Source organism: Mycobacterium sp. 1165196.3 (assembly GCF_001673415.1).
GTDB lineage: Bacteria > Actinomycetota > Actinomycetes > Mycobacteriales > Mycobacteriaceae > Mycobacterium > Mycobacterium europaeum_A.
The window spans coordinates 1-22,879 of sequence record NZ_LZLU01000146.1 but is presented as its reverse complement, the minus strand read 5'-3'; the positions used below and the strand labels follow the sequence as shown (position 1 = coordinate 22,879).

Genomic DNA, 22,879 nt, shown 5'->3' with positions numbered 1-22,879 from the left:
CCTCCCAACAAGTAAGTGCTTACTTGCAGTAAAGCAGCGGCCGGCACCGGCCGCAAGACGCGGTGGTGGCTCAGGCGTGCGGCAGCCGGTCGAAAACGGCGAGGACCAGGACGTGGGTGGCGTTGATGAGTTGCGCCCGGCGGCGCCGGCGATCCTGCAGGAGCCAGAGCGTGGCGGCGGTGGTGATGGCGCCGATGATTTCCTCGGCGATGATGGCCCGCTGCGCCTTGGGCAGTGTGGTCTTGGTGAAGGCGGCGGCCGCCAGAGTCTCCACCGAGGCGGCGAATCGCTGGGTTTGCGCGGCCCAGGCGGCATCCACTGCCGGGCTTACGCCGAGGATCTCCAGCAGGGTGATCCGCGCCCGCCGCTGGTCGGCGTCGATGGCTTCGAAATAGCCTGTCAGCGCCGCCCGTAACTGAACGTCGAGGGTGTCCGCCGGCGCCTGGGCGACGGCGCTCACCATGGCCTGGTGTATTTCCTCGGCGCATCGCTGGTAGCAGGCGAGCAACAGTGTCTCGCTGTCGGGAAACGATTCGTAGAAGTACCGCTTCGACAGCCCGGCGCTGGCGCAGACCTGGTCGACCGTCGCGGCGCGGTAGCCGACCGTGCCGAACACGTCGACGGCGGCCTCGATGAGGCGCGTGCGCCGCTGCTCGGCCCGTTGGCCGGGGGTGGCTCCTCGATACGTTCGCGACGGCTGCACTACCCGATATTGACACACGCGGGTTCCCGATTCGGGTTGTTGAGGTGCTCGTTCGCGGCATGGTCATCAGGCCGTGAGGACGGCCTTGATGGCGTTTCCGTGGCAGTGCTCGCGCAGGGCGCCCGGAGCGTCGTCGAACGAGGCGGTGAGGGTGGTGACCAGCTCGGGTCGCAGCTTTCCCGCGGCCATGAGTTCGAGCACCGAAGGCATGACGGCGCGGACGTGACTGCGACCGATGTGCAACGTCACGTTGCGCACGTAGCAGGCGGCCAAGGGCACGCTGGCGCGCCGGTGCAGCGACCAGACGCAGGTGCAGATGCCGTCGGGCGCGGTGTGACGAAGTACCTGTCGGAGCCCGCTCGGGGTGCCGGTGGCGTCGACGGTCAGCGCGGCGGTCGGCCACTCGCGGGGGTGCCGCGGATCCAGCGCATGGAAACCCAGTTGCTCGGCGCGATCGCGGACGGCCGCACGGCCGTCGACGATGTGAATTCTGCGCGCGCCCAACGCCTGAGCGATCAGTCCGGTACACAGCACCGCGCTGGAGGTCATCGGCTCACGGCTGCCCATGCGGCCCACGATGAGCGTCTCGGCGTCGGGATCGGCGGCCAGCAGGCCGGGTAGGTGTGGCGCGACTTGCCGGTAGGCGTCGCAGACGTTATCCCCCACCCCGGCCGCGGCGGCCGGCTCGACGCCGTCGGGCAAGGCCACGAGCATCGCATCGGCGAAGGGAACGGCCATCAGGTCGGCCAACGCGCCGCCCCAAAGGCCACCGGAGATGCCGAACCCGTACATCGACGCCGGGGGAACCGACAGGCAGCTGCCGGTGTGGCCACGCCGGCAGGCGGAACAGCGCCCGCAGCTGATCTGGAACGGCACCACCACCCGGTCGCCGATCCGAACGGAGGTCACCTCGTCCCCCACCTCGACCACTTCGGCCACGCATTCGTGGCCGAGGTGCAGCGGCAGCGGAAATGGGGTGCGGCCCAGCATCATTGCCCGGTCCACGTCGCAGGTCGCCACGGCGACCGGTCGCACGATCGCGGCCTGCGGGCCGGGCAGGGCGGGGCCGGGCAGCGACCGCCAGCGCAGCGCGCCGCCGGGGTAGGCGACGAGCCCGCGCATGCTTTGCCGGCTCGCCCGGCGGCGCCCGCCGCTCCCCCGGCCCAGTTGCTTGATCCGCATCTTGGTGTCGCGGTGCAGCGGCAGGCGCGCGGCCGACAGCGCGTCGGGACTCAGCAGCCTGGCGTAGTGGCCCAGCGCCGTGCGGGCCCGAACGAGATCGGTGTTCATCCTTGGTCCTCCAAGACCTGCGCCAGCCGTGTGCGCAATTGACGTTCCAGTGGCGGGGTCGACAGCAGCGGCTTCGCCCAGCGGGCCATCGCCACCCAGCGGGGCATGGCAACCCGGGCAGCCCGCCGCTGCACCGCGTCGGCGAGCTTTTCCCCACAGTCATCCGCCGACAGCGTCCGCCTGAGCGGACGCGGAAGTGTGGCCAGCATGGCGGCGAAGCCGGCAGAATCGGACATGGCACGCCGGAATAGTGGGGTGTCGACCCACGACATATGGGCCGAGCCGACATCGACGCCGCGCCAAGCCATCTCGAGTCGCAATGCGTTGGCGAACTGCTCCGCACCTGCCTTGCTCGCCGCGTATGCGGCCAGACCTGGAGCAGCGACGAAGGACGCAACCGACGCGACCACCAGTACGTACCCTTTTGCGCTGACGAGTGCGGGCAATGCGGCGCCGACGGTGTTGAACAGGCCGATGAGATTGATGTCGACGACTTGGCGGAACTGCGCCGGCTGCATGTCGAGCACCGGCGTCCAGGAACCCACGCCGGCGTTGGCCACGACGGCATCAAGGCGACCGAACTGCCGAATGCCGGCATCGACCGCCGTTCGCATGGCGTCGGGATCGCGAACATCGCCTTGCACAACCAGGCTTCGGCCGGGCCCGAATTCGCCTGCCAACGCTTGCAGTGCGGGCCCATCGACGTCCACGAGAAGAAGCCGTGCGCCACGGCGGTACAGCGCGCGCGCCGTGCTCGCGCCGATTCCGCTGCCGGCCCCGGTGACCAACACCGCCTTGTCGACAACCACGACGGGCCTCCTTCGGGAACGGAACGGTTCCAGTTTCGTATCAGGAACGGCGCCGTGTCAATATCTGTTAAACAGGTTGTTCGAACGCGGCTTTGCACCGCCATTCCGCATACGTGCGCGGAACGCGGTTGGCGTCCCGGCAGGACATGCATCCCACCGATTGGGCCATGCGCGCGTCGCACGGTTGATCGCCTCAGCCGCAGTGACGACAGTTGGTGGCGGCGGCGTTCAATCAATCAAACGTTCCGCCACTGGTTGTGCTCACCATGACGAAGGCGGCCCGCTGATGAGTGTTTTTCGCGTCGAAGCCGGCGACGGGGAGGCGGTACTGCTGCTGCATGGCTATCCCCAGAGCGCATCGTGCTGGCGCCACCAGATTCCGGCGTTGGCCCAAAGGCACCGCGTCGTCGCCGTCGACTGGCCGGGCTTCGGGCGCTCCGATCCGCCCGACACGCCCGCGACATATGAGAACGAGGTAGGACGGCTCGATTGTCCCGTCGATTCGCTGGGACTGCGGCAATTCAATCTGGTCGCTCACGACTACGGCGCGTTCCTCGGTTTGGGTTATGTGCTGCGCCACCCGCAAAAAGTCATGCGCCTGGCGGTGCTGAACTCACGCGCGCACAGCGTCTTTCGACCGATGTTCTATCGTTTCCTGCTTCAACAACGCTGGGCCGTGACTCATGCTCCCGGCGTCGTGCGCAACCTTCCGCTACGGCGGCTGCATCACGTTGCGTTGCGCCCGTATCGCCGGCTCGGGTGCTTCGACGACGCCCTCGAAGCCGAGTATCTGGCATGGATGGACACGCCGCCCGGGCGGCAAACGTTCGTTGATTTTTTCCGTGATTACCGGGTGCCCGCGGTGCCCGAATTGGCCGCCGGGTTGGAGCGGATCCGATGTCCGACGGCGATCATCTGGGGCGACAGGGATCGCACTATTCCCTTTGCGACCGGCCGAGAACTTGCGGAGCGAATTCCGGCGGCGAGCCTGACCCGCATTGCCGGCGCGGACCACTTCGTCATGGAGGAGCGGCCCGACGAAGTCACGGCAGCGCTACTGGACCTGCTGGCCCGCCCCTGCCGGGCATCCCGGGATCCGGCTGCGACGGACCTATGGTAGCCGCTTGCATTACATACATACTGCATGTATCTTCGGGCGTACGTCATTGGACTTACAGCGCAACCGCGGCGGGGATGTCCACGGTCTAATGCGTTGCAGCCCAGGCTATTCCCGTATGCCAAAGGAGCAAAGTCATGGCACCTAGCACCCAGCGCCATAAGGTGATGTTCCCCAGCGCCGACGGCCAATGCGCCGCCTGGCACTACCCGGGCGAGAACGGGGCGTGCGTGGTCATGGCTGCCGGGCTGGCCGTCACCAAGGAACCCGGGACCGATCGTCTGGCCAAGCGCTTCCAAGACGCCGGCTACCACGTGCTCGCCTTCGATTACCGTTGCCTCGGGGAAAGCAGCGGCACGTCAAGGCAACTAGTGCGTTTCCGCGACCAGTTGGCCGACTACCACGCCGCCGTGGACTTCGCCGCAACGCTGCCGGGCGTGGTCCGCGACAAGTTGGCCATATGGGGGTTCTCGGCTTCCGGCGGGCACGCACTCGTCATAGCCGCACGTCATCCCCGCGTTGCCGCAGCGATAGCGCACGCACCCGCGGCCGACGGCCTCCATGCCATGCGTAACGCGTTGCGGTACATGACACCTCAGGCGTTCACCAGGTTGATCAGCCGCGCCACTGTCGACACCGTCGGTGGAATGTTTGGGCGCCAGCCCCTGCTCGTTCCGCTGGCCGGTGAGCGCGGCGCCGTGGCGGCGTTGACCACACCGGATTCGCGAAACTACGTCCGAGCGCTCAACCCCGGAAACCGCTACCCCGAATGGCGCCAAGCGGTGGCCGCGCGGTCGGCGGTACGCATCGGCTTGTACCGGCCCGGCCGATACGCCAAGCACATTCGGTGCCCGCTGCTCGTTGTCGCCTATTGCGATGACGGCGTGGCTCCGCCCGGACCGGCAATCCATGTGGCGCAACGGGCCTCCCGCGGCCAGCTCGCCCTGTTACCCGGTGGTCACTACGCGGCATTTCTCGACGGCGAGGAGGAGGCCGTGCAGGCCATGCTCTCCTTCCTGGCCCGCGCGTTGTCGCGCCCCGGGCTTACGCGCGATGCGGCGCCCCGTTCCATTCCGCGAACGTAAGCCCGCTGGGACTTTCGGCCCGGGTTTCCGCGGTGGGCTTACGCTCGCGGGCTCGAGGTATGTGACGCGGACCACCTTCATGTGGTAGACACATATTCCTAATAGGAATATGCCAGCCAGGAGGCTCAGTGTCAGCGCCCGCCGAAACCCCCACCGCGGTCATCGACCGCATCACGCTTGTCCTGGACGCATTCGACGGACCCGGGCGCCTCACGCTGGCCCAGATCGTCCGGCGCACCGGCCTGCCCCGCTCGTCGGCGCACCGAATGCTCGAACGTCTGGTGCAGCTGCGCTGGCTGCGCCGCAGCGGCCGCGACTACGAGCTGGGCATGCGCCTGGTCGAGTTGGGCTCGCTCGCCGTGCATCAGGACCGCCTGGTGCGCGCAGCCGCCCCGCTGCTGGGTGAATTGCACCGCGCGACCGGGTTGGTCGTGCATTTGGCGGTCCTCGACGGACCCGACGTCGTCTACCTCGACAAGATCGGCGATTCGCCGCTGGCGCCAATCCCCACCCGGGTCGGCGGCCGCCAGCCCGCGCACTGCACCGCCGTCGGCAAGGCGATGCTGGCGTACCGCGAGGGGGACGCCCCGGTGGACTTGCGGGTCCGCAGCACCAAGTACTCGATCGCCACCGGCGCGCAGCTGGCGGTCGAACTGTCCCGGGTGCGCGCGCACGGCGTCGCCTTCGAGCGCGAGGAATCTCTACTCGGATTCGGTTGTGTGGCGGCGCCCATCGGCGATCCGGGTGAAGCCGTCGCGGCGGTGTCGGTGTGCGGTCCGATGAACCGGATGACGTTCGACCAGCGATTGATCGCCCCGGTCCGGATGACCGCGATGGGCATCTGGCGCCACGCCGAGGACGGCCCGCAACGCGTCGCGCCCACCCTGCAACCCCTTCGTCCGCTGCGTCTCGCGCCGCGCCCCGCGTTGCAATACGCGTGAGGCTCGACCCGCAGATCGCCCCGATCATCGAGCAACTGGATAGTGGGTTCCCACCGGTTCACCAGATGAGCGGCGCCGAGGCCCGAGCGCTGATCCGGTCCAGGTTGGTGCCACCGGCGCGGCCCGAACCGGTCGCCGAGGTCACCGATCGCTCGATCGAGGGTCAGGGCGGCCCCATCCCCGTGCGCAGCTACCGGCCCGAGGCGGCGGGGCCACTGCCCGTCGTCGTGTATGCGCACGGCGGCGGGTTCGTGTTTTGCGACCTGGACAGCCACGACGACCTGTGCCGAAGCCTGGCCAATCTTGTTCCCGCCGTGGTGGTTTCGGTTGGCTACCGGTTGGCCCCGGAGAACACCTGGCCGGCGGCGGCCGAGGACGTGTACGCCGCGACGTGCTGGGCCTATGACAACGCCGCCGCGCTCGGATCCGATCCCGGGCGTCTGGTCGTGGGTGGCGACAGCGCCGGCGGCAATCTGGCCGCGGTGGCCACGGTCATCTCTCGCGACCGCGGCGGCCCGATGCCGGCAGCCCAGCTGCTGATCTACCCGGTGATCGCGGCCGATTTCGACACCGAGTCCTACCGGCTTTTCGGCCAGGGCTACTACAACCCGAAGCCGGCACTGCGGTGGTACTGGGATTGCTATGTGCCGTCGAGCGAAGACCGCGCGCATCCCTACGCCACACCGCTGAACGCCGACCTACGCGGACTACCGCCCGCCGTGCTGGTGGTCGCCGGCCACGACCCGCTGCGCGACGAAGGATTGGCCTTCGGCGCCGCGCTCGAGGCGGCCGGCGTCCCCACCCGGCAATTGCGGTACGAGGGCGGCATCCACGGGTTCATGACGATGCCGATGCTCGACCTCGCGCACCGGGCGCGCAACGAAGCCGCCGCAGCGCTGGCCGATCTGCTGCGGCGGTAACGCGCCGGCTTCGACGGTTGACCGGAGGTTCCCGGTGGTCGGGAGCCGGCCCCGCTGCGTCCCCCGGGTGTCATACGGTCGGCTCATGGCCGACGGCGAAGTCTTCGTGATCGACCGGGTAGTGACCCGGCCCGGATGCGCTCGCCGATTCGTCGACGCCTACCTCGCCGACTACGCCCCCGGCGCGCAGGCACGGGGGATGACGCTGCGCGACATCCTGGTGAGCCCGCCGATCTGGTTCGACGACGACGCCAACGTCATCACGGCGACCTGGACCCTGCCCGGCGCCCGGGCATGGTGGGAGATGACGTGGAAAGGCCGGCCGGATCCAACGCTGGGCGAATGGTGGTCGCGCATCGACGAATTGATCACCGAGCGGTCCCGGACCTGCGCCGCGAGGGCCGACGACGTCGACGGGCTGTGCGATGTATAACCTCACGCGACTGATCGACGTCGCCGAGGCCGATCGCGACCGGATCCTCGAGGCGCTGCGCACGGCCGCCCGTGCGACGACGCCGCTGCGCTCGGTGGTGCAACCGACACTGCCCGGCTCGCGCAACGGAGGCGACATCCTGGTGCATCTGCGATTCGCGACCGAAGCCCAATGTTACTGCGCAACAGAGGCTTTCGCTAGCGTGCTGGCCGATCCCGCGGTGAGTCGGGTCAACGGCGTCGACTACGGGGGCACGCCCACCCGCTGCGGCGAGCAGGGTGGCACGGTCTACCGGGCGCTGCTGCTGCGCGTGCAGCCGGACACACCCGATGCCACCCTCGCCCAATTCGAGCGCGAGCTGTCTTTGATGCCGCGCTATCTACCCGCGATCCGTGCCTGGCAGCTGAGCCGGGTATCCGCCTCGCACGGAGCGTCTTGCTGGACACACGTGTTCGAGCAGGAGTTCGCCGACGTCGAGGCGGTGATGGGTCCTTACCTGATGCACCCTGTGCACTGGGCGGTGGTGGACCGCTGGTTCGACCCCGAGACCACCGACGTGATCGTCCGGGACCGGGTTTGTCACAGCTTCTGCCCCATCGCCGACCCGATTCTGATCTAGACCCCGGCGGGAAGGATGTTCGGATTGGCGGTCGCCGGCGGCTCTAACGGCGGCAACACCTGCGCGCCGTCCAGGCTGTGCACCGGTAGCCGCTGCGACCAGGGATAGTGCAGGCTGAACGCGACCAACCCCGTGCGGGTCGCGGCGGGCAAGTGGCACATCGCCAGCACGGTCTCGGCCAAATACTCGACCGGTTCGGTAGGGAACGAATCCGGGATCAGTTGCGCGGCACCGGGTGTGCGGACCGCCGTCGACGGTCCGACGCAATTCACGGCGATGTTGGCGTCCAGCAGCTCGGCGGCCACCCCCTGGGTGAACCGGTGCAGGGCGGCCTTCATGGAGGCGTAGACGACGTCACCAGACGTCTTGTTGTATTCCCGGTACGGTCGCACCGGGGCCACGCCGGTGACCGACCCGATGTTGACGACCCAGCCCGCCCCAAGCTTACGCATCCGCGGCACAACCGATTTCGTCAGTGCGAACGGAATGCGAAGGTAATGGTCGACGGTGCGATCGAACGTTTCCAAGCTCATCTCCTCGACCACCGCATAGTCGGCGAAACCGGCGTTGTTGACCAGGATGTCGATGCGACCCGTGCGGTCCAGAACCGCATCGACCAAACCGTCACGCTGCCCGGCGTCCTCGAGGTCGGCCGCGACGGCAAACGCCGAGCCGCCGGCGGCCTCGATGGCCGCCACCGTTTCACCGATGGTGCCGGGCAGGGCGGTGGTGGAGGCGGCCCGTGTCGAGGGCGACGGCGAGTGCGATCGTGCGGTCACCGCCACCGTGGCACCCTCGGCGGCGAGGCGCTGTGCGATCGCGCGGCCTATACCGCGGCTACTGCCGGTCACCAAAGCCGTTTTGCCACAGAGCAAACCACTCATCGTAGCTCGAGATCCGCTTCGATCGGCGCACGGTGGTCGCGCCAGAAGTCGACGAGGCGGTATGGGAAGGCGGTCACGATCCGGCCTCCACCCGAACGATAGTAGGTGTGCGCCGACGGGGTGTGGCACCACACGGTGCCCGCCATGGCCGCATCGACGTTCGCGACGTAGCTCTCGTAGGCGCGCCGCGTCACCTCCACGGCGGAGGCCTGCCGCAGCGCCATCAACTGCAGGCATTCCATCACGTAATGCACCATCACCTCGACACCGAAGTTGTGGCCGGCGCCGTGTCCCGGGCTGTAGTTAGGGGCAGACGAGATGAACAAATTCGGGAATCCGGGCACCATCCCGCCCCGATAGGCCCGGGGGGCGTTGCCCCACTCGTCGGTCAGCTTTTTGCCCTCGCGGCCCCGGATATCCACGGTGGAAAGGAAATCCAGGTGGTAGCCGGTGGCGTAGACGATGACGTCCAGGTCGAGTTGCCGACCATCGGCCGTGACGATTCCGGCCTCGTTGACCCGGGCCGGTTCGCCGGCCTCGACGTCCACGTGCTCGCGGGCCAGCGCCGCGTAGTAGCCGCCGGGATCGCGGATGATCCGTTTGCCGTAGGGGGCGAAGTCGGGCGTGACCTTGCGGGCGAGGTCGCTGTCCGCGCCGAACACGCGATCGATGTAATCCAGACACATCTGCAGCAACACGTCGTTGGCCGGCGAAATCGACAGGTGTTCGGCCGCCCACTGCGGATCATGCAGGATGACCGGATAGTTGTTGTCCGATGTTCCCCAGTAGGACTTGAGCCGAATCCAGTTGGCGTAGTACGGCAGTCGGGTGCACAGCCAGCGCTGGTGGGCGGGGACGTCGTCGGAGGCCCGCCGCCGCGGTGCGACCCAGTGCGGCTGGCGTTGGAACACCGTCAGGTGCGCGACCCGGTCCACGCAGGCATCGACGATCTGGACCGCGGTGCAACCGGCTCCGATGATCGCGACCCGCTTACCCGCGAGATCCAGCTCCGGGTCCCACTGCGCGGAATGGATGGAGACCCCCGAGAACGTCTCGCGCCCAGCCAGATCCGGCCAGCGCGGCCGATTGAGATAGCCGGCGGCCGGAATCACCACGTTCGCATAATCGACGTCGCGTGTTCCGTCCGGGCCGACGGAGTGAATCTGCCATTGCCGGCGTCGCTCCTCCCACCGCAACGCTTCGACCACGGTGCCGAATCGGATGTGCTTGCGCAGGTCGTTCTTGTTCGCCACCGATACCAGGTAGGCCTGATATTCCGCACCCTGCGGGTAATAGCTCGACCAGTCGCCGTTGATGTCGCGCGACAGCGAGTAATACGCCGAGGGCGTATCCACCCCGATTCCGGGATACCTGGTGGTGTACCAGGTGCCGCCCACCTCGTCGTTTCGCTCGATGATCTGGTACTCGATGCCGGCGTCCGCGCAGGCGAGCGCCGCGGTGATGCCGGCGATGCCCGCGCCGATGATGACGACCCGGAAACCCGCCGGAAGTTTCGCGGTGCGCGGAAGTACCGGTTGGGAGGGCTGGAATCCGCTCTGCTCGAGGAGCAGTCCGAGATACTCCGGGCCGACCTCTCCGCCCAGCGCGATGGGCGCCACGCGAGCGAACAGGTCGAGGTCGTCGGCGGGTAGCGCGCCCGCTCGGCGCGGTGCCCCCAGTGCGGTGACGATCTCGTCGATGAGCCGAGCGGCCGTCTCCGGATCGGTGACGCCCGCCTGCTCCGGCGGGTTGGGCACATGGGTGATTTTCGGCCCGAACCGCGCGGCGACGGTCGGGTCCCCGGTCAGCTGCGCCAACACGGCGACGAGCACCCCTGGATCGGCCTCACGCAGGTTGGCCCGCAACTCGCCGACGTCGTGGGGATCGGAGCCCGCCAATCCGGCGTTCTCGGTCGTGACGGGGACACCAGTGCTCATGCCAGCGAGTATCGGTGCGGTCCAGCCCGCTTGGGAGGCCCCTGCCTACTCAGCGGGACGTGGACGACTCGGTTGCGGGCGTTGACGCTTACCGTGACCGGCATGCAGTCCGATGACCTCGACGTCATGATCGAACGGGCACGTAGCCACGGGCTCGGCGATATTCCCCGGCGATCGGCCCGCCGGCACCCGCACAAGATCGCGATCATCGACGACGACGTCGTGCTGACCTTCGCCGAATTCGACGGCCTGGTGGACCGGACCGCGGCGGCGTTGCACGACAGCGGTTTTGGGCCCGGGAGCCGATTAGGCCTCTTGTCCCGCAACTGCTGGCAGTACGCCGTGCTGGCGTTCGCGACGGCGCGCGCGGGAGTGGTCTTGGTCCCGATCAACTTCATGCTAACCGCCGAGGAGATCGCCTACATCCTCGAGCACAGTCAGGTCGGCGGCTTGGTCGTCGAAGCAGATCTGACGCCGACCGCCGAACAGGCGATCCGGCGCGGCGGAGTGGTCAGGGCCCGAGTCGCGCTGCTACCAAAGGGACACGAGGGCGTGCCCGGGTGGGCGGACTTCGCCCAGTGGCTGACGACCGACGCACCGGTCCCGAACCCGCACATCGACGACGACCAGCCCGTGCGGCTGATGTACACCAGCGGCACCGAATCGCGCCCCAAGGCCGCCATCCACACCAGCCGCAGCCTGATGTGGCAGTACGTCAGCACGATCGTCGCCGGCGAAATGTCGCACGACGACGTCGAAATCCATTCGCTGCCGCTGTATCACTGTGCTCAGCTGGACAACTTCCTGGCCACGGATGTCTACCTCGGCGCGACCAGCATCATCCTGCCGCGCCCCGATCCCGAAGCGGTGCTGCGCACGATCGAGCGCTACCGCGTCACCAACTATTTCGCTCCCCCGACCGTGTGGATCTCGCTGCTGCGCTCACCGGTCTTCGACCGGGTGGACCTGTCCAGCCTGCGCAAGGGCTACTACGGCGCCTCGGCGATGCCCGCGGAAATCCTGCGCGAGATCCGCGAGCGGCTGCCCAACCTGCGGCTGTGGAACTTCTACGGCCAGACCGAGATGGCCCCGCTGGCCTGCGCTTTGGGTCCCGACGAGCAGGATGCCCACGGCGGATCGGCCGGTCGGCCGGTGCTCAACGTGGAAACGGTGATCCTCGACGACGACGACAACCCCCTCCCCGCCGGGGTGGTCGGCGAGATCGCCCACCGCAGCCCGCATTTGACGTCGGGCTACCTCAACGACCCGGAACGCACCGCGGCGGCGTTCAAGGCCGGCTGGTTCCACTCCGGTGACCTCGGCTACTACGACGAACACGGACTGCTGCACGTCGTCGACCGCAAGAAGGACATGATCAAGACCGGTGGCGAGAACGTGGCCAGCCGCGAGGTCGAGGAAGTTTTGTACCGCCACAACGGAGTCCACGAGGCCGCCGTGTTCGGCCTGCCCCACCCGGTGTGGGTGGAGGCGGTGGCGGCCGCCGTCGTCCCGCGCGACGGCACCACCCTCACCGAGGACGAACTGTTGTCTCACTGCCGCGCGCACCTGGCCGGATTCAAGGCACCCAAACGTGTCTTCTTGGTGGATGCGCTGCCCAAGAACCCCAGCGGAAAACTGCTCAAACGGCTGCTGCGGGAGCGCTTCGGTGTCGAGCAGCACGCGTTCAGTTGATCTCGAAGCAGCGCTGCTCACTACAGTTGCCCACATGAGCTCACCTCTGCCGCGTCTGGTGCCACCCGCCAGCACCGACGCCGCTACGACCGAAGAGTTGCGCAACGAGGTGCGCGACTTCCTCGCCGATCAACTGGCGGCGGGCGCGTTCACCCCGTCGGTCGATGCCTGGCTGACGGGGTGGGACGAGACCTTCACCGCCGCGCTCGCCGGGCGTGGCTGGCTGGGCATGACGGTGCCGCCCGAATACGGGGGCCACGGGCGCTCTTTCATCGAGCGATTCGTCGTCACCGGGGAACTGCTCGCGGCGGGCGCGCCGGTGGCCGCGCACTGGATCGCCGACCGCCAGATCGTGCCCTCGCTGCTCAAATACGGCACCGAAGAACAGAAACGAAAGTTCCTGCCCCGCATCGTGCGCGGCGAGTGCTACTTCGCCATCGGGATGAGTGAGCCGGACTCGGGCTCCGATCTGGCCAGCGTGCGCACCCGCGCGACCCGCGTCGACGGCGGCTGGTCACTGACCGGCACGAAGGTCTGGACTTCGGGCGCCCACCTCGCGCACGCGTTCATCGTGCTGGCACGCACCGCGCCGGTGGACCCGGCGCATCGGCACGCCGGACTGAGCCAGTTCATCGTCGACCTGCGCGAGCCCGGCATCGAGATCCGGCCGATCGTATCGATGAACGGCGCCCACCACTTCAACGAAGTCGTCCTGGATTCGGCGTTCGTCCCCGACGCCATGGTGTTCGGTGAGATCGGCAACGGCTGGCAGCAGGTGACCTCCGAGCTCGCCTTCGAACGCAGCGGACCCGAGCGGTTCCTTTCCACGTTTGTCCTGCTGGCGGCCTGCGCGGATCGCATGGCGGCCAACACCATTCCCCGCGATCCGGACCTGGGGCGACTGGTGGCGCGCGTCGCCGGCCTGCATCAGATGTCCACCGCGGTGGCCGGTGCGCTGGAACGACACGAGCCCGCGGACCTACCCGCCGCCGTGGTCAAGGTGCTGGGCACCGTCACCGAAGGCGACATCGCGGAATTCGCGGATTCGGTGGACTCCCCCGATCCGCTGTTCGCCCACCTGGCACGCCAGTCCGTGGATCAGCGGCCCGGCTTCACGCTGCGCGGCGGCACCAACGAGATCCTGCGCGGCGTCATCGCGCGCGGATTGGGCATGCGATGAGCGCCGGCCCGCCGGTCGACGGGGCACTCGTCGACATGATGGGCGCGGTCTTCGCCGGTCATCGTGACAAGCATCCGCCCACCACACCGATCCGGCGGGATCCGGACCTGTGGCGGCACCTCGACGAGCTCGGCCTGGTACGCCTGACCGGTCCGGAGCAGCGCGGCGGCAGCGGGGCCGGCTGGTATGAAGCGGCCGAACTCCTGGCCGCGGCGGTTGAGCACGGTGTCCGAATCCCGTTGGCAGAACACGATTTATTAGCATGCTGGCTGCTGGAAACCAGCGGAATACCCACCGACGGCGCGGTTCGGACCGTGTGTGTGCTCGACAACCAGGGCGGCGCGACCGAGGTGCCGTGGGCCGCCTCGGCCGACCGGATCGTGGTCGTCTGGCGAGCCGAGGGTGGACGCCACGTCGCCGACGTCGCCGCCGGCCGACTCACGATCACCCCGGGCACCAACCTGATCGGCGAGCCTCGCGACACGGTGGTCGCCGACCCGGCGAGCCTGCAAGGCGTCCCCGTCACCGCGGCCGTGCTCACCCAGCTGCGGCTGAAAGGCGCCCTGGTGCGGTCCATCCAAGTCAGTGCCGCCTTGGACCGGATCCTGCACATGTGCGTCGAGCACGTGAGGGCACGGGTCCAGTTCGGCCGCCCCCTGTCCAAATTCCAGGCCGTGCAGAACCTCATCGCCGATATCGCCGCGGAGGCCGCGCTCGCCCGAGCGGCGACCGAGGCCGCGCTGCACGCCGCGGTCGTCGGTGCATGGTCGACACCCGACCTGAATTTCCTTGTCGCCGCGGCGCGGTCGTGCGCCGGCCACGCGACGTCGGTGGTGGTGCGCAACGCCCACCAGGTACACGGTGCGATCGGCACCACCCGTGAGCACCGCCTGCACGAATTCACCCGGGCGGCGCTGGCCTGGCGTTCGGAGTTCGGCTCGCTGCGGTATTGGGACGAACAGGTCACCGACGCCGCGCTGTACGCGAGCGCCGGTGACCTGTGGGGCCTCATCACCGGCTGAACCCCACACCGTGTTCCACTGACCGGGCATCCGAGGTGTCGGCGAGGGCATCCCGGAGTTGACTGACGCCATGAGCAACGACATCACGCTGCCGGAATTGCAGGAGTTCATCGCGTCCTTCTGGTACCACTACGACGAGGCCGACTACGACGCGCTGGCGGCGAGCTACGCCGAGGACGTGCGCTACCTGACCCGAAGCGATTCCGGCGCAAGCCCTTTCGAAGAACTGATGTCACCGGAGCTCACCGGTCGCGACGCGGTGCTGGAATGGCTGTCGGAGCACCGCAAGCAGAGCCCGTATCCGTTGCGCCACCACGCCACCAGCCTGCACCGCACCGGCTCTGACGGGGATGTCACCCGCGCCCGGTTCTACATCTTCGTCAACCAGATCGCCGACTTCGTGCCGTTCGCGGTGTCCAGCGGGGTGGTCAACGTCGGCGTCCGGCGCGGCGCCGACGGGCTTCAGTTCACCGAGATGGACGTGATTCTGGACGCCACCAACTCGGTGCTCCTGGCGGAACTGCACGCCGAAAGCCGCACCGGCTCATAGCAATGAACGCACAGCAGGCCTTCGGGGGCGGAATCGCGGTGATCACCGGCGCCGGATCCGGTATCGGCGCCGGCCTGGCCCGGTACGCCCGCCGGCTGGGCATGACGGTGGTGCTGGCCGACATCGACGGGAACGCCGTCGCCGCGCTGCGCGACGAACTGTCCGCGGGAGGCGGCGCGGCCCACGACGTCATCTGCGACGTGCGCGATCCCGGCGCCGTGCAGGACCTCGCCGACCGCACCTATCACGACGTCGGTCCGGTGCGCCTGCTGGTGAACAACGCGGGCATCGAACAGTTCGGCTACCTGTGGGACACCCCGGTGACCAACTGGCAGCGCGTGATGGACGTCAACGTCAGCGGTGTCTTTTACGGCGTGCGCGCGTTTCTGCCCAAGATGATGGCCGCCGACGAACAGGCCTGGGTGTGGAACATCGCATCGGTGGGCGCGGTGGTGGCGATGCCGCTGCAGACGCCCTACATCGTGAGCAAGCACGCGGTGCTGTCCTTGACCGAGTGCCTGCATCTCGAGGTGCAGGCCACCGGACACGACCATCACATTCAGGTCCAGGCCGTGCTGCCCGGGCCGGTGCGCTCCAACATCTTCGAGTCCGCCGGCGGCGTCGATCCGGGGGCGGCCAGTGACGCGGCCGCCGCCGAAACCCACCGGTCGAGCATGCTCGGCATCAAGGCCGCGTCCATGGATCCGCTGGAGGCCGCCGAGGCGATCTTTCGGCAATCCGCGCAGGGCCGGTTCTACCTGCACACCCATCCGGACAGCGTCGGTGCGGCGATGGCCGAGCGGGCCAACGTACTTGCCGCGCAACGGCCCCCACGACTGCGAACCGAGACGCGGTTCAGCACCGAGGCGCCCTGACGTGACGACGACATGACCTGCTACGCACTGGATCCCGACGCGGCCGCCCGGGTCGCCTCGTTCGGCGAGATCGCTTCGATGCGGCAACGGAGTCTGGCGGCGCTGCGTGCCGGGCTGGAGTCCGCGCCGCTGCCCGAGACGATGCCCGAGATGGCCGGCGTCACCGAGACGCTCGCGCCGGGCACCGCCGGTGGCATCCCCGTCCGGATCTACCGTCCCACAACGGTTTCCGACGCGCCGGTCTTGGTGTATCTGCACGGGGGCGGACTGGTGATGGGATCCAACCACTCGTTCGAGCCGCTGGCGCGTGAGCTCGCCGCGGCGTCAGCGGCCACCGTCGTGGCCGTGGACTACCGGCTGGCCCCGGAGGCAGCGCCGCCCGCGCAGTTCGACGACGCCTACGCCGCCACCGAGTGGGTGTCGCGCAACGCCGGCGAATTGCGCGTCGACGCCGACCGGCTCGCGGTGATCGGCGACAGTGCCGGTGGCTCGCTCGCGGCGGCGGTCGCCTTGGCCGCGCGCGATCGCCACGGACCGCCCATCTGCGCGCAGGCGCTGCTGTATCCCGGCTTGGACCGCGACATGACCGTTGCCTCAGTCACTTCGATGCCCGACGCGCCGCTGCTCCCCCGCGACGACATCGACTACATGCACGAGCTGGTCGACGCCGGTGCCGGGCCGCCCACCGACCCGTATCTGGTCCCGGCGTATGCGGCCGACCTCTCGGGCCTACCGCCGGCGATCGTGGTCACCGGAGGCTGCGACCCCATCCGGGACTGGGGTGAGAGCTACGCGGACCGGCTCCGCGACGCCGGCGTGCAGACCACCGTCACTCGTTATCCCGGCATGTACCACGGCTTTCTGATGCGCTCGGACGCGACCGCGCGGGGCCGGCTGGCCGTCGCGGAGATCGGAGCGCTGCTGCGGGCCAAGTTCGCGAATCCGCTTCGGTTTGACGTCCCGATCACCGGACAGCGGTCCGCCGCATCGCGATAGCGCTGCGCACAATCAACCGACCCTGACCGTAAAGGAGACAGCTGATGCTCACCGACGAGCGCCGGATGGAGCTTTCCGACGTGTTGCGGCCGGCGGCGCCGCCCCGCGAGATCGACAACGTGTACACCGACGACCAGCGTGAGCGCCTACTCGACGTGGTGCGCACCGAAGGCCCCTGGCGACTGATCATCGCCCAGCACTTCGCGTCGGCCGACGAGTTGATGGCGACGATGAGCGGCATGTTTCCCGAAGGGTTCACCCCCTCGCTCGATTTGTTCCTGACGCCGACGTTCCGCGGTTACCTCGCCAACTACGGCGCGGTGCTCTACCCGCAACTGCACGACTGCTTCTACAACGAGCGGTTCCTGGAGATGGCCAAGAGCTACTGGAACGCCGAATACGCCAAGCCACAGTTGATGCTGTTCAACATCAATGGCCCGTGCGCCAACCGCGATCCCGGCCACCTGGATTCGCCGAGCTTCCGCGGCGTGCGCCACGAAAACGCCCCGACATGGCTGACCAGTGTCATGGGTAAGTCGGGTCTGTTCGGCGACTACCTGATCAAGATGGCACAGGTCATCACCTGGTTCTCCCTCGACGCCGGCAGCGGCTTCACGTACTGGCCGCACGGACCGCTCAAAGCGCCGCAACGCATCCTGCCCCCGATCAACAACCGCGGCGTGGTGGTGCAAAACGAGATGATGGTGCACCGTGGTGAGGCGAATGGCCCTCTGGATCAACAGGTTCCGGCAGGCCTGCGCTTCGACACCGTGTTCGCCGGGGACCCCGCCAGCCGCGAGCATTGGTTGCTGAAGAACGGCGCGGACGTGATCGCCCGGCATCACACCGACGAACTCCGGTTCCTGGTACACTGGTCGGCCGAAGTGTTCGCCGACTACGACGAGCTGAAAAAGAACATGGACGGTTCGGATGACCTGACCGTCGCGAAGGCCATCGACATCATGGTCGACGACCTCAAGACCAAGGGCGTCACGCTCGACATCCCCAGCGAACCGCTGCACGATCCGGCGTTCATCAGCGCGCTCAACGCCGCCTACGACCTGGGCGGCCCTGCCGTGTACCCGGAGGACGCCCCGGTCAGCGCCTTCCAGCCGGCATGACGAAAAGGGCCGCACTGATGGATCGTTTCGCCGATCGGCGGGTCATCGTCACGGGCGCCGGCTCCGGCATCGGGCAGGCCACGGTGGCGCGCCTGCTCGACGAGGGGGCCACCGTCGTGGCCTACGACATCGCCGCGGACGGGTTGACCCGCACGGCGGCCGCCGCCGACGACGCGGGCAGCGGCAATCGCCTCACCACCGCCGTTCTGGACATCTCGGTCGAGGAGGACGTCATCGCCGCCGTCGATACCGCGGTAGCCGACTTGGGCGGCCTCGAGGTACTGGTGAATGTCGCTGCCGTACAGACCTGTTCGCACACTCATGAGACCACCCTGGCCGATTGGAACCGGACGCTGGCGGTCAATCTGACCGGCACGTTCCTGATGACGCGGCAGGCGCTACCGGCGCTGCTTGAATCCGGGCGCGGCGTGGTGGTGAACTTCACCTCCACCGCGGCATCGTTCGCCCATCCCTACATGGCCGCCTACGCCGCCAGCAAGGGCGGCATCCTGAGTTTCACGCACTCGCTGGCGCTGGAGTACTCCAAGCGGGGGCTGCGCGCGGTCAACATCCAACCGGGCGGCGTCTCGACGGCACTGGCCAACAGCGCGCTGGACAAGATGCCCCAGGGGTATGACCTCGGCCTGTGGGCCAAGCAAACTCCGCTGCTGCACGGCAAAGACAGCGAAATACTCGGCGACGCAAGCGCGGTGGCGTCGGTGATCGCGATGGTGGCCTCCGACGACGGTGCGTTCATCACCGGCACGGAGATTCGCGTCGACGGCGGCGCGCACGCCTGACATGGTTGCTGATCGATTGCAGGACCTATGCGACGAGCGCGACGTGCAACGCGCGCTGATCCGGTTCGCCCGGGCCATGGACGACCGCGATTGGGCGGTCATGGCCGAAATCCTCGCCGAGGATGCGCAAGGGGATCTCGGGACGGGACGGCTACAAGGACGCGCGGCGATCATCGGATTGATTCGCGAGTTCCTCGACAAGTGCGGCCCCACCCAACATTTCTTGGGCAACGTCATCGTCGACGTCACAGGAGACACCGCGGCCAGTCGCGCCTATGTCCGCGATGTGCACCTGGACGCGACGGCTGATTCGACGACGCGGTTCTACACCATCGGCGACTACCACGACACGTGGCGGCGCCGCCCGGACGGATCGTGGTGTTTGACGAAACGGATCAAGGCCAACCGCGCTTACGTCGGAACACTCGACGTGTTCGGTGCGTGACGGCCGCCGCCGACACTCAGGCGTCGACGATCGCCAATTCTCCCGTAGCCACCGCGAACTGGATCGACTCCCGCAGCGCGTCACAGGCCAGGAACGGCCCGCGGTGATGGCCGGCCAGGCGGTCGGCGTCGCGGCGCTCGATGCAGCGCGCCGAAGCACCTGCGTCCCACTGCACGCTGGTCTGGTTCCAGCTGCTCTTGCGGGCCAGCACCCGCGCACCGCAGTTGCGGCACGTCACCGGCGCCATCGGCATCTGGTCGAGTCGATTGTCCTCGCGCAGAAACGGTTCCGCAGACATCAGGCCTGGGCCGCCATGTTGGCCTCGACCTCTTTCATCCACGCCTCGTAGGGGCGGGTGGTGTCGAGCTCGAACTCGAAGCGGTCCACCATGTCTGGCTGCACGTCGGCGGCGTCGACGTAGAACTGCTGATACCAACGGCGCAGCTGATAGACCGGACCGTCCTCTTCGACCAGCAGCGGGTTGTCGATGCGGGCCTTGTGCCGCCAGATCTCGACGTCCTGCTCGAAGCCGAGCTTGACGTAGTCGCCAAGGGTGATCGCGGTCTGCATGGCCTGATCGTCGGGCAGCGTGTCCGACTTCTTGACGATGATGCCGTATTGCAGCACAAAGGAATTCGAGTCGATCGGGTAATGGCAGTTGATCAGGATGGTCTTGGCGTCGCCATGCTCGTAGTGATAGGTCAGGTCGTCGATCATGAACGAGGGGCCATAGTAGGACGCCACGGACGTCGTGCCCAGCATCTGCGATCCGGTGCCACCCATGTCGGGCCGGCTTCCGCCGTTCATGTACTGCGTGGCCACATGGCCCTCGAAGATGTTCTTGAAGTACGTCGGCAACGAGCCGTGAATGTAGAAGAAATGCGCCATATCGACGACGTTGTCGATGATCTCGCGGCAATTGCTCCCCACCACCGTGGTGTACCAGTGCCAGTCGGTCCACTGGTCGCTGGTGGCGCCCTCGATGCGCGGGATCGTCACCTCCGGCGGCGGCGGTTTGCGCTCCGGGTCGTTCCAGACGAACAACATGCCGTCCTGCTCCAGCGTGGTCCAGGCTTGCGTGCGGGCCAGTTTCGGGGTGCGCCGGCTGTAGGGCACCTGCTTGCAGCGCCCGTCGCCGCCCCACCGCCAGTCGTGGAACGGGCAGGCGATCTCGTCGCCCTTGACCTCGCCCTGGGACAGGTCGCCGCCCATGTGCCGGCAGTAGCTGTCGAGCACGTTGATGGCGCCGTCTGCGCTGCGGAAGACGACGAGTTTCTGCCCGAAGGCGTTGATCGCGTGCGGCTTGCCGTCCCCGAAATCCCTCAGCAGGCCCAGGCAGTGCCAGCCGCGGGCGAACCGCGTCGGGGCGGCCTGCGCTTCGATCAGGCGGACTTCGTCGGCCTCGGTTTGCGACGTCATAGGGCTGATTAAACTCGCCGCGGCCCGCCCGCGGGACCCCTTGTTCCACTGATCAGGATGGCTCGTCCCGCCGGGCGAGGTTGCGACCTACCGTTGCGGGCGTGAGGACGCACAGCGCGACGATTCCTGCCGGGCTTACCGTGGCCGACACCTGCGTCGACCTGCTCGTCGTCGGCTCCGGCACGGGCATGGCCGCGGCGCTGGCCGCCCACGAGTTGGGGCTGTCGGTGCTGATCGTGGAGAAATCCTCGTACGTGGGCGGCTCGACCGCCCGTTCGGGTGGCGCGCTGTGGCTGCCGGCCAGCCCGGTGCTGACGCAGGCGAACGCCGGCGACACCGCCGAGCGCGCCGGCGCCTACCTGGAGGCGGTGGTCGCGGGGTCCGCGCCCCCGCAGCGGTCCGCCGCGTTCGTCGCGCACGTGGCGGCGACCGTGGACATGCTGCGCCGCACCACTCCGCTGCGGCTGTTCTGGGCCCGCGACTATTCCGACTACCACCCCGAGGAACCGGGCGGCAGCGCCGCCGGCCGCACGTGCGAATGCCGCCCCTTCGACACCTCGCAGCTCGGCGACTACCGCACCCGGCTGGAGCCCGGCCTGATGGAGGTCACCGTCCCGATGCCGACGACGGGCGCCGACTACCGCTGGATGAACCTGGTGGCTCGCATGCCGCGCAAGGGAATTCCCACCTACGGCAAGCGACTGGCGCAGGGCGTGGGCGGCCGCCTGCTGGGCCGGCGCTACGCCGCGGGCGGACAGGGCCTGATGGCCGGGTTGTTCACCGGGGTGCTGCGCGCCGGCATCCCGGTGTGGACCGGCACCGCGCTGGCGCGCCTCGCCCGCGAGGGCGACCGCGTGACCGGCGCCGTCGTCGAGCACGACGGGCGCGAGGTGACGATCACCGCGCGGCGCGGCGTGGTGCTGGCGACCGGCGGTTTCGACCACAGCATGGACATGCGCTGGAAATTCCAATCGGAATCGTTGGGCGCCAACCTCAGCCTCGGCGCCGCCGCCAACACCGGCGACGGGATCCGCGCGGGACAGGAAATCGGCGCCGGCATCGACCTGATGGACCAGGCGTGGTGGTTCCCCGCGGTCGCGCCGCTGCCCGGCAAGGCGCCGGCGGTGATGCTGGCCGAGCGATCGCTGCCGGGCTGCCTGATCGTGGATCAGCATGGGCGCCGGTTCGCCAACGAGGCGACGGACTACATGTCGTTCGGGCAGCGATTGCTGCAGCTGGAGCGCTCGGGCAGCCCGGTGGAGGCGATGTGGATCGTCTTCGACCAGCAATACCGCAACAGTTACGTCTTTGGCGCCGAACTCTTTCCGCGGATGCGCATCCCGCAGACGTGGTATGACGCCGGCATCGCGGTGCGCGCGGACAACCTCACCGACCTGGGCGCCCGGATGGGTGTTGAGGTCTCGGAGTTCTTTGCGACCATGACCCGCTTCAACCAAAACGCTGCTGCCGGTGCGGATCCCGACTTCGGCCGCGGTCGCAGCGCCTACGACCGCTACTACGGCGACCCGACCGTGAAGCCGAACCCGAACCTGCGGCCGTTGGTCAACGGCCCGTTCTACGCGGTGAAGATGGTGCTGTCCGATCTGGGCACCTGTGGTGGACTGAAGACCGATGAGCGGGCGCGGGTAGTGCGCGAGGACGGCGCGGCGATCGCCGGGTTGTATGCCATCGGCAATACCGCCGCCAACGCGTTCGGCACGACGTACCCGGGCGCCGGCGCGACGATCGCGCAGGGGCTGGTGTATGGCTACATCGCAGCCAGGGAGGCGGCTAGGGCGGCAGGTGGCCACCAGGTCTAGTCGCATCGTGTGCGGCGGTCATTCCGACCCCGGGCTGGCGTCCTCGTCGTCGTCTCCGTCGCGCAGGAGTTTTTCGGGGTGGTGGAAGGTGTTGGTGCGGGGTGCGGCGCTGCCGCCCGGTTCCTCGGGGTGGTAGTCGGAATAGTCGCGGGCCCAGAACAGCCGCAGCGGAGTGGTGCGGCGCAGCATGTCCACGGTCGCCGCCACGTGCGCGACGAACG

General features: G+C 68.2%; 24 protein-coding genes. 16 read left to right on the top strand and 8 right to left on the bottom strand.

Annotated features, from left to right (window positions below; genetic code table 11):
• Positions 1 to 70 precede the first annotated feature (70 nt).
• The 3 genes from A5659_RS16210 to A5659_RS16200 form a co-directional block, all read right to left on the bottom strand.
• Positions 71 to 703 carry a TetR/AcrR family transcriptional regulator gene (locus tag A5659_RS16210; RefSeq protein WP_197498034.1) on the bottom strand — a complete coding sequence of 211 codons (633 nt, stop codon included), beginning with the start codon at positions 701 to 703 and terminating at the stop codon, positions 71 to 73.
• Positions 704 to 769: 66 nt separating this feature from the next.
• Positions 770 to 1,993, bottom strand: a complete 1,224-nt coding sequence (locus A5659_RS16205; protein ID WP_231997849.1) for a zinc-binding dehydrogenase — start codon at positions 1,991 to 1,993, stop codon at positions 770 to 772.
• On the bottom strand, positions 1,990 to 2,802 hold the full coding sequence (locus tag A5659_RS16200) for a short-chain dehydrogenase/reductase (RefSeq protein ID WP_066876237.1): 813 nt from the start codon (positions 2,800 to 2,802) through the stop codon (positions 1,990 to 1,992). The genes A5659_RS16205 and A5659_RS16200 overlap by 4 nt, the downstream gene beginning before the upstream one ends.
• Positions 2,803 to 3,004: 202 nt before the next feature.
• Here A5659_RS16200 and A5659_RS16195 point away from each other — a divergent pair, with 202 nt between their 5' ends.
• From A5659_RS16195 to A5659_RS16170, 6 genes are all read left to right on the top strand, one after another.
• Complete coding sequence (locus tag A5659_RS16195; RefSeq protein ID WP_231997848.1) at positions 3,005 to 3,922, top strand: alpha/beta fold hydrolase; 918 nt, start codon at positions 3,005 to 3,007, stop codon at positions 3,920 to 3,922.
• Positions 3,923 to 4,056: 134 nt separating this feature from the next.
• Positions 4,057 to 5,004: an alpha/beta hydrolase gene (locus A5659_RS16190; protein WP_067182477.1), complete on the top strand. Its 948-nt coding sequence runs from the start codon at positions 4,057 to 4,059 to the stop codon at positions 5,002 to 5,004.
• A gap of 128 nt (positions 5,005 to 5,132) precedes the next feature.
• Positions 5,133 to 5,945 (top strand): IclR family transcriptional regulator, encoded by an 813-nt coding sequence (locus A5659_RS16185; protein WP_066876243.1) that lies wholly within the window; start codon positions 5,133 to 5,135, stop codon positions 5,943 to 5,945.
• Positions 5,942 to 6,865 (top strand): alpha/beta hydrolase, encoded by a 924-nt coding sequence (locus tag A5659_RS16180; RefSeq protein WP_066869841.1) that lies wholly within the window; start codon positions 5,942 to 5,944, stop codon positions 6,863 to 6,865. The genes A5659_RS16185 and A5659_RS16180 overlap by 4 nt, the downstream gene beginning before the upstream one ends.
• Positions 6,866 to 6,950: 85 nt before the next feature.
• The gene (locus tag A5659_RS16175; RefSeq protein ID WP_067182474.1) at positions 6,951 to 7,298 is read left to right on the top strand and encodes a hypothetical protein; all 348 of its coding nucleotides are present in this window, start codon (positions 6,951 to 6,953) and stop codon (positions 7,296 to 7,298) included.
• The gene (locus tag A5659_RS16170; protein ID WP_067182471.1) at positions 7,291 to 7,917 is read left to right on the top strand and encodes a Dabb family protein; all 627 of its coding nucleotides are present in this window, start codon (positions 7,291 to 7,293) and stop codon (positions 7,915 to 7,917) included. Before A5659_RS16175 ends, A5659_RS16170 begins: the two co-directional genes overlap by 8 nt.
• On the opposite strand, the gene A5659_RS16165 is transcribed toward A5659_RS16170, so the two are convergent.
• Positions 7,914 to 8,801 carry an SDR family NAD(P)-dependent oxidoreductase gene (locus tag A5659_RS16165; RefSeq protein ID WP_067182469.1) on the bottom strand — a complete coding sequence of 296 codons (888 nt, stop codon included), beginning with the start codon at positions 8,799 to 8,801 and terminating at the stop codon, positions 7,914 to 7,916. The genes A5659_RS16170 and A5659_RS16165 overlap by 4 nt on opposite strands.
• Positions 8,798 to 10,738 (bottom strand): NAD(P)/FAD-dependent oxidoreductase, encoded by a 1,941-nt coding sequence (locus tag A5659_RS16160; protein ID WP_067182466.1) that lies wholly within the window; start codon positions 10,736 to 10,738, stop codon positions 8,798 to 8,800. Before A5659_RS16160 ends, A5659_RS16165 begins: the two co-directional genes overlap by 4 nt.
• A gap of 93 nt (positions 10,739 to 10,831) precedes the next feature.
• Here A5659_RS16160 and A5659_RS16155 point away from each other — a divergent pair, with 93 nt between their 5' ends.
• From A5659_RS16155 to A5659_RS16115, 9 genes are all read left to right on the top strand, one after another.
• On the top strand, positions 10,832 to 12,430 hold the full coding sequence (locus A5659_RS16155) for an acyl-CoA synthetase (RefSeq protein WP_082976085.1): 1,599 nt from the start codon (positions 10,832 to 10,834) through the stop codon (positions 12,428 to 12,430).
• A gap of 34 nt (positions 12,431 to 12,464) precedes the next feature.
• The gene (locus A5659_RS16150) at positions 12,465 to 13,610 is read left to right on the top strand and encodes an acyl-CoA dehydrogenase family protein (RefSeq protein ID WP_067182462.1); all 1,146 of its coding nucleotides are present in this window, start codon (positions 12,465 to 12,467) and stop codon (positions 13,608 to 13,610) included.
• On the top strand, positions 13,607 to 14,632 hold the full coding sequence (locus A5659_RS16145) for an acyl-CoA dehydrogenase family protein (RefSeq protein ID WP_067182459.1): 1,026 nt from the start codon (positions 13,607 to 13,609) through the stop codon (positions 14,630 to 14,632). Before A5659_RS16150 ends, A5659_RS16145 begins: the two co-directional genes overlap by 4 nt.
• 70 nt (positions 14,633 to 14,702) lie before the next feature.
• Positions 14,703 to 15,182 (top strand): nuclear transport factor 2 family protein, encoded by a 480-nt coding sequence (locus A5659_RS16140; RefSeq protein WP_067182457.1) that lies wholly within the window; start codon positions 14,703 to 14,705, stop codon positions 15,180 to 15,182.
• Positions 15,183 to 15,184: 2 nt separating this feature from the next.
• Positions 15,185 to 16,057 (top strand): SDR family oxidoreductase, encoded by an 873-nt coding sequence (locus tag A5659_RS16135; protein WP_067020575.1) that lies wholly within the window; start codon positions 15,185 to 15,187, stop codon positions 16,055 to 16,057.
• A 12-nt stretch (positions 16,058 to 16,069) separates the two neighbouring features.
• Positions 16,070 to 17,053: an alpha/beta hydrolase gene (locus tag A5659_RS16130; protein ID WP_067182454.1), complete on the top strand. Its 984-nt coding sequence runs from the start codon at positions 16,070 to 16,072 to the stop codon at positions 17,051 to 17,053.
• Positions 17,054 to 17,097: 44 nt separating this feature from the next.
• Complete coding sequence (locus A5659_RS16125) at positions 17,098 to 18,174, top strand: hypothetical protein (protein WP_067182451.1); 1,077 nt, start codon at positions 17,098 to 17,100, stop codon at positions 18,172 to 18,174.
• 17 nt (positions 18,175 to 18,191) lie between these two features.
• The gene (locus A5659_RS16120) at positions 18,192 to 18,974 is read left to right on the top strand and encodes an SDR family NAD(P)-dependent oxidoreductase (RefSeq protein WP_067182447.1); all 783 of its coding nucleotides are present in this window, start codon (positions 18,192 to 18,194) and stop codon (positions 18,972 to 18,974) included.
• A gap of 16 nt (positions 18,975 to 18,990) precedes the next feature.
• Entirely contained in the window at positions 18,991 to 19,419 is a 429-nt protein-coding gene (locus tag A5659_RS16115) for a nuclear transport factor 2 family protein (RefSeq protein WP_066869894.1), read from the top strand.
• A gap of 16 nt (positions 19,420 to 19,435) precedes the next feature.
• Here the strand turns inward: A5659_RS16115 and A5659_RS16110 are convergent, their stop codons facing one another.
• Both A5659_RS16110 and A5659_RS16105 read right to left on the bottom strand, forming a co-directional pair.
• Positions 19,436 to 19,717 (bottom strand): ferredoxin, encoded by a 282-nt coding sequence (locus A5659_RS16110; RefSeq protein ID WP_066876260.1) that lies wholly within the window; start codon positions 19,715 to 19,717, stop codon positions 19,436 to 19,438.
• Positions 19,717 to 20,838 (bottom strand): Rieske 2Fe-2S domain-containing protein, encoded by a 1,122-nt coding sequence (locus A5659_RS16105; RefSeq protein WP_066869885.1) that lies wholly within the window; start codon positions 20,836 to 20,838, stop codon positions 19,717 to 19,719. Before A5659_RS16105 ends, A5659_RS16110 begins: the two co-directional genes overlap by 1 nt.
• A gap of 101 nt (positions 20,839 to 20,939) precedes the next feature.
• On the opposite strand from A5659_RS16105, the gene A5659_RS16100 reads away from it, so the two are divergent.
• Positions 20,940 to 22,658 carry a 3-ketosteroid-delta-1-dehydrogenase gene (locus tag A5659_RS16100; protein WP_082976084.1) on the top strand — a complete coding sequence of 573 codons (1,719 nt, stop codon included), beginning with the start codon at positions 20,940 to 20,942 and terminating at the stop codon, positions 22,656 to 22,658.
• 18 nt (positions 22,659 to 22,676) lie between these two features.
• Here the strand turns inward: A5659_RS16100 and A5659_RS16095 are convergent.
• Positions 22,677 to 22,879, bottom strand: a 203-nt coding sequence (locus tag A5659_RS16095; RefSeq protein WP_156749244.1) for a hypothetical protein, incomplete at its 5' end; no start/stop codon positions are given.